Raw genomic sequence first — 16,292 nt, forward strand, 5'->3', positions numbered from 1 at the left:
ACAGGACGTCATAATGCACAGCCGCACTTTGTGGCTCCTCGGCGCCGGCCTGCTCTCGCTGGCCGGCGCTGTCTTTGCCGTCGGGACGCAGGGACTGGCCGAGGCGACCCCGTCGGGCATCAACCCGAATCCGGTTCATCTCTACCGCCCGCCGGTCGAGCCGCTTTCGGCGATGGCGCAGCTCGGCAAGGCGATCTTCTTCGATTCGTCGTTGTCGTCATCGGGTGCGCTGTCTTGCGCATCATGCCACAGCCCGGATCACGCCTACGGTCCGCCGAACGATGGACCGGTGATGCTCGGCGGCGCCGACCTGTCGCGGCAGGGCGCACGCGCCGTTCCGTCACTGACCTATCTGGAGCGCCACCCGAATTTCAGCATCGGTCCGGAAAAGGACGACGATGACAACGTCGTGGATCTCGCGCAGATGGCCGCGCTTGGCCAGCAGGCCGTACGCACGACCAAGACTGCGGGGGGCACCGGCGCGTCAGCGAATATCGTGCCGCAGGGTGGCCTGTTCTGGGACGGTCGCGCCGACACCTTGCAGGAGCAGGCGCTGTTCCCGCTGCTCGACCGCAACGAGATGGACGGCGGCAGCGCCGAGATCGTGGCCGACAAGCTGCGCAACGCGCCTTACGCCCAGCGCTTCGTCGAATTGTTCGGCGCCGGCGTGATGAGGAATCAGCGTCTCCTGATCGCGGAGGCGATGTTCGCCGTCGCGCGCTACCAGGTGGAAGAGCAGAGCTTCCATCCCTACAGCAGCAAGTATGATTATTGGCTCGAGGGCAAGGCGCGGCTATCCGAGAGCGAGCTGCGCGGCCTGCAACTGTTCAACGATCCCGACAAGGCCAATTGCGCCGGCTGCCACACCTCGGCGCCGTCGCGCGACGGTCTGCCGCCGCTCTTTACCGACCACCAGTATGAAGCGCTCGGTGCGCCGCGGAATGCCGCGCTCGTGGGCAACAAGGATCCGGGCTATTTCGACCTCGGTGTCTGCGGCCCGCATCGCACCGACATGCCCGAGCAGACGCAATATTGCGGCATGTTCCTGACGCCGACCCTGCGCAACACCGCGACGCGTCACGCTTTCTTCCACAACGGCGTCTTCAAGACGCTCGAAGAGGTGATGAACTTCTATAATTTCCGCGACACCAATCCGGAAAAAGTGTTTCCGCGCGCCGCCGACGGCACGGTGCAGAAATACGACGACCTGCCGCAAAAATTTCACGCGAATGTCGACGTCGCCGATCCGCCATTCGATCGCCATCTCGGCGACAAGCCGGCCATGACGGACCAGGACATGGCCGACATCATCGCCTTTCTGAAGACCCTGACCGACGGCTACAAGGTGGAGAATTAGCGCGGCTTGATCTCCGCGTATTTCACCATCGCCTTGTCGAACTTCCGCTTGAACAGCCACATCGCGCCGAGGATTTCACGGAAGCTGGCCGAGCTTCGTGCCCGGTCGGCCTTGCCGAAGGCGAAGATGCTGTTGTTGCGCAAGTGCTTCATGATGGTCGGATTGGACACCCTGTAGTTCAGCAGGTCGCCCGAACTCAGCGCGGATCGCGTCGGCGTCGGGATGATCTGGATCAGCTCGAACAGCTTCATCTGCTCGATCGGATCGGGCAGCGTCTTCACGATGGCGGGGATCTCGGCAAACAAATCCGCATGCGCGTTCATGAGACCGTCGCGCACATTGGTCCAGTGGTTGAAGCGGCGGTCGGTGCCGCGCGATCGCGCCTCTTCCTCGTCGTCGCGCGCAGCAAGCGCGGGATCGATGGCAGCGACCTTGCCCTTGATCGCCTCCCATTTGCGCTGGCCGTTGCGGTCCTCGGACGGGCCGGTCTGCAGGCTGCCCATATAGGTGTTCGAACGCGCATTGCGGACGTTCTGCTTGCCGTTCGTCTCGGCGTAGAACAGCCCCAGGCTGATGCGACCCGCCGCCGCGGCGGCGTCAGGTCCAAGCCCCTTGGCGCGCGCGATCGCGGCGCCGAGATCGATGACGTCCTCGAACGGCGTAGCCGAGTCCTGAGCGCCCGCTGGCGGCGTCTCCATGATCTCGAAGATGTCGGCATATTCGTCGACCAGCGGCTCGATCGCGGCATCGAAATAGGCCGGTGGAATCCCGAACTTGTTCGGCTTGCCAATCCGCGACGGCATGGCGTCGGTGAGGTCCTTGTACGTGCTGATGACGGCGACGCGCGCGAGATAGAGCGCCTGGCCCGGCAGATTCGGCAGCGGCTGCCTGGTGTCGATCTGGTGGCGCCGCTCGGCGAGGATCGATTTGAAATTGCCAAGCGCGCGATCGTAGGCAGCTTGCGCTTCGGATTGCGCTGGCGTGAGGACGCCCTGTGCCGACGCGGGCGTTGTGAGGAACAGGGCCAGCGCCGCAAAAGCGGCATGACATCGAGGTCGCATCGCGGGTTCCCGGGCCAGACGATTCGGCAAGCCGTACGATCGTAAGCATCAAGGGGGCGGGCTGGCGAGGGGCCGATCGGGGGCAGCCGGATCCGAAGGGCGGTAAAAAGGACGGAAAAGCCCGTCTTCTTGAAGCCGGCTGACGAGGCCGCCCCTGCTTTTCAATGGTCGCCTTTACGATTCAGTAGCGCCGGATCGGCACAATGCAATGTCCTGCCGGGGGGCCGATTCGACTCTTCCTGCGCGAAGTTTTTCGTTTTGCTATCGAGCGTTGCTTCCTGGCGCCTGTTTCGTCTCTTTGTCCTTGTCGTTCCTTTCAGACATTTCTCTCAGCGCACCTTCGAGAAGGCTTGGCAATGCCAGATTTGGGAATCGTCCATCGCATCGGCCGGCTTGTCTCGCGACTGAAGCGCGACTCCAATGCCAATGTCGCCGTCATCTTTGCCATCGCGCTCGTGCCGATTATCACGGGGACCGGGTGCGCCATCGACTACAGCATGGCAACGCGCATCAAGGCCAAGCTGCAGGGGGCGGCGGATTCGGCGAGCGTGGCATCGATCTCGGTGAACTCAGCCGGTTACAACGCATCGATGTCGATGACGTCGAACGGATCGGTCACAGCAGGCGTCACGGAAGCGAACGCCATCTTCAACGGAAACGCTTCGGGATTTGCCGGCAGCTTCACCAATCTGACCGAGACGAGCACGGTGACCAAGACCGGCAACAGGCTGACCTCGTACGTGCAGTTCAGCGCCAATGTTCCCGTTACCTTCATGCAGCTGCTCGGCTACAAGACGTTGACCGTAACCGGCAGTTCCTCTTCGTCCACGACCTTGCCGCTGTACCTCGATTTCTATCTGGCACTGGATGTCTCGGGCTCGATGGGTCTGCCGTCGACCGCCGCGGAAGCGCAGCGCATGCAGTCGATCAATCCCGACAACTACCGGCAATATCCGACAGGCTGCACGCTTGCCTGCCATTTCTCGCCGCAGAACAGCGCCTGCACGGACTCCGGCACGCAGGGCTATCCTACCAACAATTACTGCCTCGGCTATGCGATCTCGCGCGTCAGCCAGAGCGGGTACAAGGGTCTTCTCCAGAAGAAGACCAGCAACCCTATGGGCGTTCAGCTGCCGTCGTCGATCGTCTCCGGCCTGCCTAATTCGCTCTACTCGAACCTTTCCACGGTGGCGAACTGTCCGACTGACGGCACCGACGCCTGCATTCAGCTGCGTCTGGACGCCGTCGGCTATGCGGTGAACCAGTTGTTCGTCACGGCGAACAACACCGCGAAGGTGCCAAACGAGTTCCGCATCGGTCTCTATCCGTTCATCCAGTATCTCTACTCGTATTTTCCGCTGACCAGCAGCATCAATGGCTCGACGACCAATCCCTCCACTATCAATTATGCCGCGGCCAATCTGGCGACGTTGCTCGATACCAATACGAACGCGAATCTGGGTTCGGGCGGGACGCACATCGACAATGCGCTGGCCAGCATGAACCAATTGATCACAAGCGTGGGCGATGGCAGCGCCTGGACCAACACATTGCCCTATGTCTTCCTCGTCACCGACGGCGCGCAGGATCCACAGATGAAGGGCGTTCCAAACGGCGGCTGGTCCGGCAGCAACCATGCCACCACGATCGATCCGGCCACGTCGTGTACGCCGCTGAAGAACCGCGGCATCATCATCTCCGTGCTGTACATTCCCTATCAGACGATCAATCCGGTCAACACGTCGTTCGCCGGCGACGAGGACGATTACGCCAACTGGAACATCCCGAACATTCCGACGAGCCTGCAGAACTGCGCCTCGCCTGGCTTCTTCTACACCGCGAACACGCCGGCCGACATCACGGCGGCGTTGAACGCGATGTTCAATCATGCGGTCCAGGAGGCCCGCATCACCAACTAGCACGCTGCCCGGTACTCCGGCGCTGACGCCAGGAATTTGGCGTAGGCATCGGCGTCGGGCGGCAGGAAGTGTCCGGCCGGTCCGCGGCGCTTCTGGGTCTTTGCGCCGATGTCGGCCATCAGTTCGTCGAAATGGCGGAAGTGATAAGGCGCAACGCACAGGCCCCCGTAAACGCCGGCGGCCGGTCGCTCCACGCGCTTGAAGTGCAGCATCATCTCGATGTTGTCGTGCATCTGCTGCGCCGTCGGCTGGCGTGCCAGTTGTCCGTCGGCGTAGCGGACCAGCCAGTTCGCGGCGAGATCGGCGCAGAGCACGGTGCAAAACGACGAGTTGAAGCCGACGAAGCCGAGATCGGGCAGGTCAGGATTTGCGATCAAGCGATAGAGCCGGTACTGCCCGTCGGCATCGACCAGCTTTTGCTGATAGGCCTCGGAAAGGAAGGGCACACCGAGCTTGTAGCCGATCGCCAGCACGGCGACATCGGCGCCGACGCGTTCTCCGCCGCTCATCACGATGGTCTCGCCCTCATAGTGGTCGAAGCTGCCGAACACGGCCTTGATCCTGCCGTCCGCGACCATCGGGTAGAAGCCAGGCGTCGCGATCGGGACCGAGCAGTTGACGCCGTCCTCGATCCGCTCCTTCGGCACCATCTTGCACTTGTTGAGCTTGAGCTGTGCTTTCAGCAAGCTTTCGAGTCCGCGCCAGTTCGCCCAGACCAGGGGCGCGGTGAGACGATACGCGAGCCGCGACATCGCACTGACGCCCCAACCCGGAAACATCTCCTCCTGCGCGCGGATGTAGAGGATGCGCTTGAAGTTCACGAGACCGCCTATGAAGTAGGGGATCCGCCAGACCGGCTCGCGCATCACGATGGTGACTTCGCGCGCGCCTGACTTCACCGCGTTCACGGCAATGTCGGTCGCGGATTTCGACCCGCCGAGAACGACGACGCGGCGTCCTTTTGCCAGCGCCGAATCGCCGTATTTCGACGAGTGCAGGATCTGCCCGCCTCGTGCGAGAAAGCCGTCCTCGCCCGGGCAATGCAGCTCGCGCGGCTCGTTGAACTGTCCGGTGCAAACCGCGACGAAATCGAAATCCTCGCTGGTGGTCGCGCCATCCTTGCCCGATAGCGCGAGCGTCCAACCCGCTCTGCCATCGGCCCGCCGCGCCATGCCGGCGACAGTGGTATCGAGGCGCAGCATGCGGTCGAGACCGAAGCTTTTCGCGTAGTCGGCGAGGTAGGCGTGGACCTGCGGCCCGGTCGGCCATTCCGGGTAGGAGTCCGGCATGGCGCGGTCGGTGTAGCGGTAGAGATCCTTGGGGCTCTGCGTCTGCACCTCCGGATAGGAGCGCGCCGGCTCCCAGACGCCGCCGAGATCGGCGCTGCGCTCGAGAATGGTGACGCGGTGACCGCGGGCGGAGAACGCCTTTGCGGTAGCGAGGCCGGAGACGCCGGCGCCGATCACGCAGACATGCTTGGGGCTGATCATTGGGTGGCTCGCAATCGATGTGTTTCGCGCGCAAGCGATCTCGTTCAGCCGCAAAGGCGCGGCCGGCCGGGCGGCACGCAGATGAAATCGGACGAGGAGGCGGTTGCCTAGTCGTTGGCCTCGGGCGGCAGGAAATCGACCTCGTGCAGCGCCGAGATGCGCACGACTTCGGCAGGGTCGGTCAGATTGTGGAGCTGGTTGAACAACGCCTCCAGCTTCTGCATTGGCGAGACCCAGAACAGCGCACGGCACGGCTTGTCGGATTTGTTGAAATAGCCATGCGGGATGCCGCGCGGCATGCGCACGAGATCACCGGCATGGGCCTTGACCCATTTGCCATCCAGCTTCAGGTCGAGCGTGCCTTCCTGCACCAAAATGAACTCGTCCTGGGTCGGATGGATATGTACCGGCACGAACTGGCCTGGATCGCTGTTGGTTTCGAACGCGAAGGTGGAATCGGTGACGGCCTTGGGGAAGTAGACCTGCCCAAGTATGTTCCAGGTCTTGCCGCCGTAGCCTGTGCCGTTTGCTGTAATGCCCTTTTCGAGTGCAGTCATGGCTCGCCTCCTGTTGGATACCGGCAAGGATGGAGCTTCCGCCCGCGATGGGCCCTCTGTCTATCCGCTAAACGAATCCAGCAAGCCTGTTGCCGTGCAGCACGACGATTTTGCGACACGGCCCTTTTCGGGTCGCGGGAACTATTATAGGCTTAAAACAATTCCGTGACGCGAAGCGTGGTCGACGATGTCCGCAGCCGTGCAGGAAATGAGCGCGAGGCCACCCGCAACCGAACGGCTTGCGGACTTCGCCCGCGTCACGACCGATGATGTCGACGAAGCGGCCGAGCAGATCGGTCGCATTTTTTGTCCGCACGATCTCAAGCCGGCTCAGGCCCGTGCGTCCGGATTCTCGGCCCGGCACAATTGCGCAGCTTTCGACGGCTTCTCCATCAACTACGTTGCCTATGGTGGGACTGTCAGCATTGATCCCGGCTGCCTCGAACGCTTCTTCCTGGTCCAGATCCCGCTCACGGGCTCCGCGCATATCCGTGCAGGAGCCAGCAGGTTCGATGCCGCGCCTGTCCGGACGGCGTCGCTGCTGTCGCCGACCATCCCGACGCAGATGATATGGCGCGACTGCGCCCAGGCGATCTTGCTGCTGGACCGGCGCATGGTCGAGCAGCGCGCCGCGGCGCTGTCGGGCAGGGCGGCCGGCGCGGTCGAGTTCGATCCCGCGATCGACCTGAACGCGCCGTCGGGCCGCCACCTGCAAGCCAGTCTTGCCGAGCTGATGCTGCTCGCCGAGCATCTCGGGCCGTCCGGCCGGCTGTCGCCGGCCGCAATGGCCGGCTGGCGCGAGGTGTTGCTCGATCATCTGCTCAATGGCCAGCGGCACGGCCTGTCGGATGCGATCAGGACGTTCTCGGGGCAAGCCGAACGTCTGCCGCGCGCGCTTCGCGCTGCGCGAGACTATCTTGCGGACAATGCCGGTGAGCCGCTCGATCTTTCGCGGCTCGCCTGCGCGTCCGGCATCGGCATCCGCGCGCTTCAGCTTGGTTTTCGCCGCCACTTCGGCGTGTCGATTTCGGAGATGCTGCTCGATGTGCGCCTTGCCGGTCTCCACACCCGGCTCGCGCAGGCCCCACCCGACGTTTCCATCACTGATATCGCATTCGAGCTCGGCTTCACTCATCTCGGCCGCATGGCTGGAGCTTATCGCGAAAAGTTCGGCGAGACGCCGTCGGCAACGCTGCGGCGACGGATGAGCTGACGGCGCCGAAAAAGCCTATCTGCGCGATCGGGGCGTGTCGTCGTCGGACGATTGCTTCCGCAAAAAGCCTTCGACCTCGGCCTCCACCGAATACGGCGTCGGGATCGCATCACCGGCGGCATCGACGGCGGTGTCGAGCGAGCGGCGCAGCATGCGGGCGAGCTCGGCTTTGCGGTAGGGTTTTGCCAGAAGCGGCGCGCCGACAGTGGCGCCTCCCGGCGTGTGCTGGGAATCGTTGGCGTAACCGGAGGTGAACAGCACCCGGAGCGAGGGGCGTGCAGCGACCATCCGGTCGGCGAGCTCGCGGCCGTTGATGCCGCCGGGCATCACGATGTCGGTGAACAGCAGGTCGAACGGCGTGCCGTCCGCCGCAATCGCGAGCGCCTCGGTCGCGTTGGCGGCCGGAACGACCTTGTAACCGAGACTCTTCAGCTGCACCGTGACGTATTGGCGGACGTCGCGGTCGTCCTCGACGCAGAGAATCGTCTCCGTCCCGCCGACGATCTTGCGCGAGTCGTAGCCGGTGGGACGAAGCGTGCTGCTCTCGGCCTTCGGCAGGTAGATCGTGAAGGTCGTGCCGCGGCCCTCTGCCGATTTGACCTTGATGCCGCCGCCCGACTGCTTGACGAAGCCGAACACCATGCTGAGCCCGAGGCCGGTGCCCTTGCCGACCTCCTTGGTCGAGAAGAACGGATCGAAGATGCGTTCGACGTGCGCCTGCGGGATGCCGGTGCCGGTGTCGGCGATTTCGATCTCGACATAGTCGCCGGCATAGCCGGCGCCGACTGCGACGGCTTCGCGGACGCCAAACACGACGTTGCGCGTCGTCAGCGTCAAGCGGCCGCCCTCCGGCATCGCGTCGCGGGCGTTGATCGCGAGATTGAGCAGCGCTGAGCTCAATTGCCCACGATCGGCGAAGGCCAGCCATATGGTGGGATCGAGCTTCCTCACGACCTCGATCTTCTTGTCGAAGGTCGCGATCAGCAGCCTTGCGAGCTCTTCGAGCATGTCGTTCACGTCGATGTCGGCCGGCTGCAGCGCCTGCTTGCGCGCAAAGGAGAGCAGGCTCGAGGTCAGCGCTGCGCCGCGATCGGCGGCCTCGCTGATCAGCTTGGTGATGGTGGCGAGCGGCGGATTGTCCTTCACGGCGTCGGAAAGGATCTCGATCGTGCCGGTGATCACGGTCAGCATGTTGTTGAATTCATGCGCGATGCCACCCGTGAGCTGGCCGACCGCCTCCATCTTCTGGGACTGGATCAGCTGCTCCTCGGCCGCGCGCTTCTGCGTCACGTCCTTGACGAAAACGTTGATGATGGTCCGGCCGCCGAAGCGCAGCGCCGTGCTCGATGCCTCGATCAGGATCTCGTCGCCGCTCCGGTGCACGAGCCGCGCCTCGAAACGGATGCCGATCGGCGTATCGGACAATTCCGGCAGCAGCCGCATCATGCGCTGCCTGAAGCCTGCTCGTAGCGGCTCGGCGACGAGCAGTTCGACGACGTCGGCCCCGATGGCCTCGGGGCGCGACCATCCGGTCAGGGCCTCGGCCTGCAGGCTCCATTCGAGGACAACGCCGGTGTCGTCGGTCTGAATGAAGGCGTCGAGCGCGGTCTTGATGACGGCTTGCGTCATCTGCACGCTGTCGATCCGGGCCTGCGCCTGCTCGGCCAGTTGTGCGGCGATGCGCTTCTCCTGAGCGGTCGCGATGCTGTGCGCGCAGACACGTGCGAGCAGCACCGCAGCAGCGCCGCTTGCGAGCAGGGCGACAATCAGGGCAATGCCGGTGCCGGCCACGGCGTAGGCTACGCAGAGAGCCACGGCGGTCACGACGGCTTGCGTAGCCATCGCCGATGTCAGAAGCCCCCTGAGTTTCATCGTCTCACACCAGCGACGCCAGCCCCGGACATCCAAAGTCCGCCCCTGTCAAATGAGCCCGGCTTCCTGTGAGCTACAGACTCCCTGCGGCGGCGTCGAGGGTAATTTCCGGCGGTATCGGGCGCGGGCGTCGTTCGCTCAACCGGCCGGCGAATCTGTCTGGCGCAGCGTCGTGACCCAGATCACGCGCGCGGCCTGCTGCGTCGGGTTGTCGAACATGTGCGGCACGATGCTGGGAAACCGGAAGCTGTCGCCGGCTTCCAGCACATGGGCCTGGTTGTCGAGCCACAGCCGCAGGCTGCCGGAGAGGATGTAGCCGGCCTTCTCGCCGGTGTGCTGAAGGAAGTCGGTGCCCGAGGAGGCGCCGGGATTGAGCGTGAGCTCATAGAGCTCCATCTGGCCTTTGCCCTCCGGCGTCAGTGCTTCCTTGACGACTCCGCTGGCGGTGAGCCGCAGCAGGCGGCGGTTGCTCTTGCGTACGATGTAGCGCTGCACGTCGGCGGGGTCGCTGGCCTCGAAGAAGTAGGAGATCGGCACGTCGAGCGCGATGGAGAGCAGGCGCAGCGTGCGGATCGACGGCATCGCGCGCGCGCGTTCGAGCTGGCTGATCATGCCGTTGGAGAGGCCGGTCCTGGTGGCGACGTCCTGGATCGACAGGCCGGCGCGCTGGCGCAACAGCCGCACGGTCTCGCCGAGGCGCGCATCGATCGCATCGTCAGCCTCGATCGCCGGAGCGTCCTTCGGGCCGTTGGTGTCGCCGCGACCGTCCATGTCGCTCTCCCGTGCATTTCATCGCCGCCGGAAACTTCGGCCGCCGTGTGAGAAGGTGGCGCATCGTAGCAATCCGATTGACAGCTGTATTTAGTCGTGATGAACTTTTGGTCGAAAAATTTAGAAGCACTAAAGCCCACTCCTGTCCCTCCGCCGGGGCTTGGGGCGCGGGAGAGGTGCCGCGTGCGGGAACGGAGACTGGTCATGGCAGACAGCACCGGCAAGTTCGGCGTTGGCGGACTGCATCATCTCGGCATTCCAAATCGCCGACAATTTTTCCAGCTCGGCGCAGGCGCTGCGGCGGGGTGGACGCTGTCAGGCAACGCCTTCGCCCAAACCGAACGCCCGGGCAATCCGCCGGACAAGCCGCGTGGGCAGGTGATCGCCGCGCTCTCGCAGGAGCCGACCGTCTTTCATCCCTTGATGCCTGGTATCGAAGTCGACCAGGGGGTCTGGTGGCAGGTGTTCTCGCCGCTCTGGTTTATCGATCCCGACGGCAAGTTCGTTCCTGATCTCGCGCGCGAAGTCCCGACGGTCGAGAACGGTGGCCTCTCGGCCGACGGACTGACCTGGAAGATCAGGCTGCGCAAGGACGTGAAGTGGCACGACGGCACGGCCTTCACGGCAGACGACGTCAAGTTCTCGCTCGATTTGATCAACAATGCCGACTTCCGCGTGCGCAACCGGGTCGGCCACAGCCTGGTCAAGGACATCACGATCGTCGCGCCCGACGAGATCCATTGGCGAATGGAAGCCCCGTATTCGCCCTACATGTCGATCCTGTCGCTCACCTTCATCGTGCCCAAGCACATCCTTGAAAAGGTGTCCGACCCCAATTCGTCGCCGTTCCACAACGCGCCTGTCGGCACCGGGCCGTTCCGCTGGGGCGAGCGCGTGCCCGGCGACCACATTCTGTTCAATGCCTATGCCGACTATCACGGCAAAGGACCTTACGTCGAACGCGTCGTCTTCAAGTACATTCCTGATCTCACCGTTCTCTACACCCAGTTCCGCACCGGCCAGGTCGACTACACCGGCCTGCAGGGCATCCTGCCGAACTTCGTGCAGGAAGCGAAGACGCTGAAGACGCGCAAGATCTTCGTCTCGTCGACGTCCTCGGTGGAGCACATCGCGCCCAATCTGGAATTCGGTCCCTTCGCGGATCGTAACGTGCGCGAGGCGCTGTATCTTGGCATCAACAAGCAGGCGATCATCGATGCGCTGAATTACGGCCTGCCGACGCAGACCGAAAGCTTCGTGCCGCAGGAGGCGTGGTCGTTCCAGAAGGGCCTGCCGCAACATAAATACGATCCGACCAAGGCCAATGCGCTGCTTGACGCGGCCGGCTGGGTGCGCGGCCCCGGCGGCGTGCGTGAGAAGGGCGGCGTGAAGCTCGAATTCACCAACTCGACCACGTCGGGCAATGCGGTGCGCGAGCAGACCCAGCAGCTCCTGATCCAGGACTGGCGCGCGATCGGCGCGAGCATGCGCGTCAACAACATGCCGGCCGCCGTGATCTGGGGCGATTTCTGGCAGCAGTCGAAGTTCAACTCGGTGATCGTGGGCGTGAACTTCATGCTGGGCAGCGACCCTGATGTGACGCCACGGTTCGGCTCTGGCGCGATTCCGGCCAAGGGCGGCCGCGGTTACAACACCTATCAATACCACAGCGCGGAGGCCGACCGGCTGCTCGCGCAAGGCGCCAGGCAGTTCGATATCGAGCAGCGCAAGAAGACCTACGGCGATCTGCAGAAACTCATCCGCAACGAACTTGCGATCTTGCCGCTGTTCCAGGGTTTTATCGCCGAGGGCGTGAAGGAGGGGTTGCAAGGCTTCCGGCCCAACATCAACACCTCGACCAATTGCTGGAATATCCGCGAATGGTACTGGGCCTGATGCCTCAGGCTGGCTGGATCGCCTGAGATGGCCCGTTACGTCCTCAATCGCCTTGCGCAGGCGGTCATGCTGCTGGTGATCGTCTCGGCGATCGGCTTCGCCATCCTGCATCTGGCGCCCGGCGGTCCGCTGTCGCAATTCGCGGCCTCGGCGCAGATGACGCAGGAGGATCTCGATCGCGTCACCAGGCAGCTCGGGCTCGATCGCCCGCTGCCGATCCAGTATCTCGACTGGCTCGGTCGCATGCTGAAAGGCGATTGGGGTAAGTCCTATCGCGACGGCGATGCGGTGCTGTCGGTGATCTCCTCGCATCTCGGCGCGACGCTGGAGCTGATGGTCACCGCGACCATCATCGCGGTGTTGCTTGGCTTCTGGATCGGCATCACGGGCGCGCTAAGGCGATACTCGCTGTTCGACTCGCTCGCCACCGTCGGCGCCATGATCGCGCTCTCGATCCCGACCTTCTGGTTCGGACTCGTCACCATCTATGTGTTCTCGGTGACGCTCGGCTGGCTGCCGGCGGGAAACCGCGAGACCGTCGGGGACGGCTCCTTTCTCGATCTGCTGCATCATCTGATCGCGCCGGCGATGGTGCTGGCGCTGGTCGAGACCGCGATGTGGGGGCGCTTCATGCGCTCCTCCATGCTCGAGGTGATCAACCAGGATTACATTCGCACCGCGCGCGCCAAGGGCATGCCGGACTGGCGGATCCTCACCGTGCACGCGTTGCGCAATGCGCTGCTGCCGATGATCACGGTGGCCGGCCTGCAGTTTCCGGCGCTGCTCGGCGGCGCGCTGGTGGCCGAAACCGTATTCACCTGGCCCGGCATGGGCCGGCTATTTCTCGATTCCATCGGCTATCGCGACTATCCCGTGGTGATGGGCATCCTGATGTTCTCGGCGATCATGGTGCTGATCGGCTCCCTGATTGCCGACATGCTTTATGCCGTCGTCGATCCGCGCATCCGGGTGGGCTGAAGCGATGGCGACCGCAGTCCTGTCCACAGCCCAACCCACGCCGAGCCAGGGCGCCTGGCAACGCTTCTGCCGGCATCGGCTCGCGCTTGCCGGCGGCGTCATCATTCTGGTTCTCGTGCTGGGCTCGGTGTTCGGTCCGTATCTTCTGCCGTTCGACGACACCTATATTGACATCATGAAGCGGTTCGCGCCGCCGCTCTCGGGTGCGCACATCCTCGGTACCGACGAGCTTGGCCGCGACGTGCTGGCGCGGCTGATGATGGGCGCGCGGGTTTCGCTGTCGATCGGCTTCGTCGCGATGGTGATCGCGATGGTCGTCGGCATCGTCGTCGGCGCCTTCGCCGGCTTTTATGGCGGCGTGGTTGGAGCGGTCCTGATGCGGCTGGTTTATGCCGTGCTGTGCTTTCCGACCATCTTCCTGCTGCTGGCGCTGGCGGCGCTCACCGAGCCCGGTTTCGTGACCACCACCGTGCTGATCGCGGCGACCGCCTGGATGTGGGTGGCGCGCGTCGTCGAGGCCCAGATGCGCTCGCTGCGGGAGCGCGAGTTTGCGGTGGCCGCGCTCGCATTCGGCTCATCGAACCTGCGGATCATGTTCCGCGAACTCGTGCCAAATGCCGTTGCGCCGATCATGGTTGCGGCAACGCTCAACGTCGCCAAGGCGATCCTGCTGGAATCCTATCTCAGTTATCTCGGCTACGGCATCCAGCCGCCGGCCGCGAGCCTCGGCAACATGCTCAACAACGCGCAGATCTATCTCACCAGTGCGCCATGGCTCGCGATTGCGCCGGGCCTCGTCATCACACTCGCTGTGACCAGCTTCAATTTCCTCGGCGACGGCCTGCGCGACGCCCTCGACCCGCGAATGAACATCCCATGACGAAAACACCCGAACTGTTCCCCAGGAGTGCATCATGTCCCCGCCGCTCAACCGTATAAACAGCGACGAACGCCTGCCGGTGCAGGCGGACGTCGTCGTCATCGGCGGCGGCGTCATCGGCGTCTCCGCAGCCTATCATCTCGCCAGGAAGGGTCTGTCTATTGCCCTCGTCGAGAAAGGCCATGTCGGCGGTGAGCAGTCGAGCCGCAATTGGGGCTGGTGCCGCCAGCAGGGCCGTGCACGCGAGGAGATTCCGCTCGCCCGCGAGGCGCTGCTGCTGTGGGAGGACATGCAGAACGATGCCGGCGTCGACGCGGGCTTTCGCCGCACCGGGGTCCTGTTCCTGACCAAGAACAAGGACGAACTCGCAAGCTGGGAACGCTGGGCTGCCGTGGCGCGCGAGATGCAGGTGCATTCGACCGTGCTGACCCCGGCCGAAGTCGCCGAACGCATGCCAGGGAATACCGACACATGGGTCGGCGGCCTGCACACGCCGAGCGACGGACGCGCCGAGCCGTCGATGGCCGTGCCGGCGCTCGCCACCGCCGCGCGCAAGCATGGCGTCACCATCCACCAGAGCTGCGCCGCGCGCGGACTGGAGAAGACAGGTGGAAAGGTCAGTGCCGTCGTCACCGAGAAGGGCACGATCAAGACGCAAGCCGTGCTGCTGTCCGGCGGTGCATGGTCGTCGCTTTTCTGCCGCCGTCACGGCATTGAGCTGCCGATAGGTCTCGTCAACGCCACGGCATGCCGGACGACGCCAGCGCCGGAGATTACGTCAGGCGCACTGGGCACCGATTTCTACTGCATCCGCCGCCGCCTCGACGGCGGCTTTACGCTGGCGCTGCGCAACCGCGGCACGGTCGAGCTGTCGCCGGACCTGTTCCGCTACGCGCGCACGTTCTGGCCGACCTATCTGCACCGCCGCAACGGCCTGAAGATGTCGCTCGGCAAGTCGTTCCTTGACCAGATCATGCGTGGCACGAGCTGGAGCTTCGACAGGCCGTCGCCGTTCGAGACCGAACGCGTGCGCGATCCCGCGCCCGATATGTCGCTGGTCAATGCCGCGCTGGCCTCACTGATCAAGGCGAATCCTGAATTGAAGGACATCGAGATCGCGGAGGCCTGGGGCGGCACGATCGACTGCACGCCCGATACGATTCCCGTGATCTCGCCGGTGGATGCTTTGCCGGGCTTCTTCCTCGCCACCGGATTCTCCGGGCACGGCTTTGGCATCGGCCCGGCCGCGGGCAAGCTCGCCGCCGACATCGTGACCGGTTCGACACCGCTGGTCGATCCGGAGCCTTACAGCCACAAGCGCATGATCGATGGCCGGCGGCTCGCGCCGGTCAGCCCGTTCTGAGGGTGGCATGACGGTCCTCTACAAGGCCAACATGGTGCGCGGCGCGGAGTGGGCGAGCTTCTTCGCGGAGCGCGCGCCCCATCTGCCGTTCCGCCTCTGGCCCGACATCGGCGATCCGTCCGACGTTCGCTATCTTGTGGCGTGGGTGCCGCCTGACGATATAGCGACGACTTTTCCGAACCTTGAGCTCGTCTTTTCGGTCGGCGCCGGCGTCGACCAGTTCGATGCGGCGAAAGTCCCGCTGCACATTCCGCTGGTGCGCATGCTAGAGCCCGGCATTGCCGAGACAATGGTTGAATACGTCACCATGGCGGTGCTCGGCCTGCATCGCGATCTCCTACACTTCATCAATCAGCAGAGGGAGCAGGTCTGGCGCGAGATCCGGATCACGCCGACGAAGCGTCGGCGCGTCGGCGTGATGGGGCTCGGCCAACTCGGCCAGGCGGTGCTCGAACGTCTCAAGGCGTTCGGCTTTCCGCTATCGGGCTGGAATCGTTCGCTGCGTGAGATCGAAGGTGTCACCTGCTACGCCGGCGCGGACGCCCTGCCAACGTTCCTGGCGCAATCCGACATTCTCGTTTGCCTGCTCCCACTGACCGACGAGACCCGCGGCTTCCTGAATGCCGATCTGTTTGCGCGCCTGCCGCGCGGAGCAGGGCTCGTCAATGTCGGGCGTGGTCCGCATCTCGTCGAGGCCGATTTCCTCGCGGCGCTCGACAGCGGCGCGCTGTCCGGCGCGGTGCTTGACGTCGCCGATCCCGAACCGCTGCCCGAGGGCCATCCGTTCTGGGGCCACCCGCGCATCCTGCTGACCCCCCACAATGCCAGCATGACGAACCCGGACAGCGCCGTCGATTTCGTGCTCGACGTCATCGCACGTCATGGCCGCGGCGAAGCACTGCCGGGGCTGGTTGATCGCACGCGTGGTTACTGAG

At 64.1% G+C, this 16,292-nt stretch carries 13 protein-coding genes; 8 read left to right on the forward strand and 5 right to left on the reverse strand.

Features of this window, described 5'->3' with window-relative positions:
• Positions 1-13 precede the first annotated feature (13 nt).
• Positions 14-1,357, forward strand: a complete 1,344-nt coding sequence (locus JQ621_RS11570; protein ID WP_212234785.1) for a cytochrome-c peroxidase — start codon at positions 14-16, stop codon at positions 1,355-1,357.
• Here JQ621_RS11570 and JQ621_RS11575 read toward each other — a convergent pair.
• Positions 1,354-2,418 (reverse strand): hypothetical protein, encoded by a 1,065-nt coding sequence (locus JQ621_RS11575; RefSeq protein WP_212234786.1) that lies wholly within the window; start codon positions 2,416-2,418, stop codon positions 1,354-1,356. The two genes, JQ621_RS11570 and JQ621_RS11575, sit on opposite strands and share 4 nt — an antisense overlap.
• A 356-nt stretch (positions 2,419-2,774) precedes the next feature.
• Between JQ621_RS11575 and JQ621_RS11580 the strand changes: the two genes are divergently transcribed.
• On the forward strand, positions 2,775-4,337 hold the full coding sequence (locus JQ621_RS11580) for a TadE/TadG family type IV pilus assembly protein (RefSeq protein WP_212234787.1): 1,563 nt from the start codon (positions 2,775-2,777) through the stop codon (positions 4,335-4,337).
• On the opposite strand, the gene JQ621_RS11585 is transcribed toward JQ621_RS11580, so the two are convergent.
• Complete coding sequence (locus JQ621_RS11585) at positions 4,334-5,827, reverse strand: flavin-containing monooxygenase (RefSeq protein WP_212234788.1); 1,494 nt, start codon at positions 5,825-5,827, stop codon at positions 4,334-4,336. The genes JQ621_RS11580 and JQ621_RS11585 overlap by 4 nt on opposite strands.
• A gap of 107 nt (positions 5,828-5,934) precedes the next feature.
• Complete coding sequence (locus JQ621_RS11590) at positions 5,935-6,384, reverse strand: cupin domain-containing protein (protein WP_063689614.1); 450 nt, start codon at positions 6,382-6,384, stop codon at positions 5,935-5,937.
• Between the two features lie 187 nt (positions 6,385-6,571).
• Between JQ621_RS11590 and JQ621_RS11595 the strand changes: the two genes are divergently transcribed.
• Positions 6,572-7,597, forward strand: coding sequence for an AraC family transcriptional regulator (locus tag JQ621_RS11595; protein WP_212234789.1), 1,026 nt, complete (start codon positions 6,572-6,574; stop codon positions 7,595-7,597).
• Positions 7,598-7,612: 15 nt separating this feature from the next.
• On the opposite strand, the gene JQ621_RS11600 is transcribed toward JQ621_RS11595, so the two are convergent.
• Both JQ621_RS11600 and JQ621_RS11605 read right to left on the reverse strand, forming a co-directional pair.
• Positions 7,613-9,469 (reverse strand): ATP-binding protein, encoded by a 1,857-nt coding sequence (locus JQ621_RS11600; RefSeq protein WP_212234790.1) that lies wholly within the window; start codon positions 9,467-9,469, stop codon positions 7,613-7,615.
• Between the two features lie 138 nt (positions 9,470-9,607).
• Positions 9,608-10,240: a helix-turn-helix domain-containing protein gene (locus JQ621_RS11605; RefSeq protein ID WP_212234791.1), complete on the reverse strand. Its 633-nt coding sequence runs from the start codon at positions 10,238-10,240 to the stop codon at positions 9,608-9,610.
• A 204-nt stretch (positions 10,241-10,444) separates the two neighbouring features.
• Between JQ621_RS11605 and JQ621_RS11610 the strand changes: the two genes are divergently transcribed.
• From JQ621_RS11610 to JQ621_RS11630, 5 genes are read left to right on the forward strand one after another with little or no spacing between them, the layout of a single operon-like run.
• Complete coding sequence (locus JQ621_RS11610; RefSeq protein WP_212234792.1) at positions 10,445-12,136, forward strand: peptide ABC transporter substrate-binding protein; 1,692 nt, start codon at positions 10,445-10,447, stop codon at positions 12,134-12,136.
• Positions 12,137-12,163: 27 nt separating this feature from the next.
• Positions 12,164-13,114, forward strand: coding sequence for an ABC transporter permease (locus JQ621_RS11615; RefSeq protein ID WP_212234793.1), 951 nt, complete (start codon positions 12,164-12,166; stop codon positions 13,112-13,114).
• Positions 13,115-13,118: 4 nt separating this feature from the next.
• On the forward strand, positions 13,119-13,994 hold the full coding sequence (locus tag JQ621_RS11620) for an ABC transporter permease (RefSeq protein WP_212234794.1): 876 nt from the start codon (positions 13,119-13,121) through the stop codon (positions 13,992-13,994).
• Positions 13,995-14,028: 34 nt separating this feature from the next.
• Complete coding sequence (locus JQ621_RS11625; RefSeq protein WP_212234795.1) at positions 14,029-15,357, forward strand: NAD(P)/FAD-dependent oxidoreductase; 1,329 nt, start codon at positions 14,029-14,031, stop codon at positions 15,355-15,357.
• Between the two features lie 7 nt (positions 15,358-15,364).
• The gene (locus JQ621_RS11630; protein ID WP_212234796.1) at positions 15,365-16,291 is read left to right on the forward strand and encodes a 2-hydroxyacid dehydrogenase; all 927 of its coding nucleotides are present in this window, start codon (positions 15,365-15,367) and stop codon (positions 16,289-16,291) included.
• Position 16,292 lies beyond the last annotated feature (1 nt).

This window comes from Bradyrhizobium manausense (assembly GCF_018129685.1).
GTDB classification, from domain to species: domain Bacteria; phylum Pseudomonadota; class Alphaproteobacteria; order Rhizobiales; family Xanthobacteraceae; genus Bradyrhizobium; species Bradyrhizobium manausense_D.

Coding starts and splice junctions, on each gene's coding strand:
- JQ621_RS11570 (WP_212234785.1), top strand. CDS start 14: ATGCACAGCCGCACTTTGTGGCTCCTCGGCGCCGGCCTGCTCTCGCTG.
- JQ621_RS11575 (WP_212234786.1), bottom strand. CDS start 2,418: ATGCGACCTCGATGTCATGCCGCTTTTGCGGCGCTGGCCCTGTTCCTC.
- JQ621_RS11580 (WP_212234787.1), top strand. CDS start 2,775: ATGCCAGATTTGGGAATCGTCCATCGCATCGGCCGGCTTGTCTCGCGA.
- JQ621_RS11585 (WP_212234788.1), bottom strand. CDS start 5,827: ATGATCAGCCCCAAGCATGTCTGCGTGATCGGCGCCGGCGTCTCCGGC.
- JQ621_RS11590 (WP_063689614.1), bottom strand. CDS start 6,384: ATGACTGCACTCGAAAAGGGCATTACAGCAAACGGCACAGGCTACGGC.
- JQ621_RS11595 (WP_212234789.1), top strand. CDS start 6,572: ATGTCCGCAGCCGTGCAGGAAATGAGCGCGAGGCCACCCGCAACCGAA.
- JQ621_RS11600 (WP_212234790.1), bottom strand. CDS start 9,469: ATGAAACTCAGGGGGCTTCTGACATCGGCGATGGCTACGCAAGCCGTC.
- JQ621_RS11605 (WP_212234791.1), bottom strand. CDS start 10,240: ATGGACGGTCGCGGCGACACCAACGGCCCGAAGGACGCTCCGGCGATC.
- JQ621_RS11610 (WP_212234792.1), top strand. CDS start 10,445: ATGGCAGACAGCACCGGCAAGTTCGGCGTTGGCGGACTGCATCATCTC.
- JQ621_RS11615 (WP_212234793.1), top strand. CDS start 12,164: ATGGCCCGTTACGTCCTCAATCGCCTTGCGCAGGCGGTCATGCTGCTG.
- JQ621_RS11620 (WP_212234794.1), top strand. CDS start 13,119: ATGGCGACCGCAGTCCTGTCCACAGCCCAACCCACGCCGAGCCAGGGC.
- JQ621_RS11625 (WP_212234795.1), top strand. CDS start 14,029: ATGTCCCCGCCGCTCAACCGTATAAACAGCGACGAACGCCTGCCGGTG.
- JQ621_RS11630 (WP_212234796.1), top strand. CDS start 15,365: ATGACGGTCCTCTACAAGGCCAACATGGTGCGCGGCGCGGAGTGGGCG.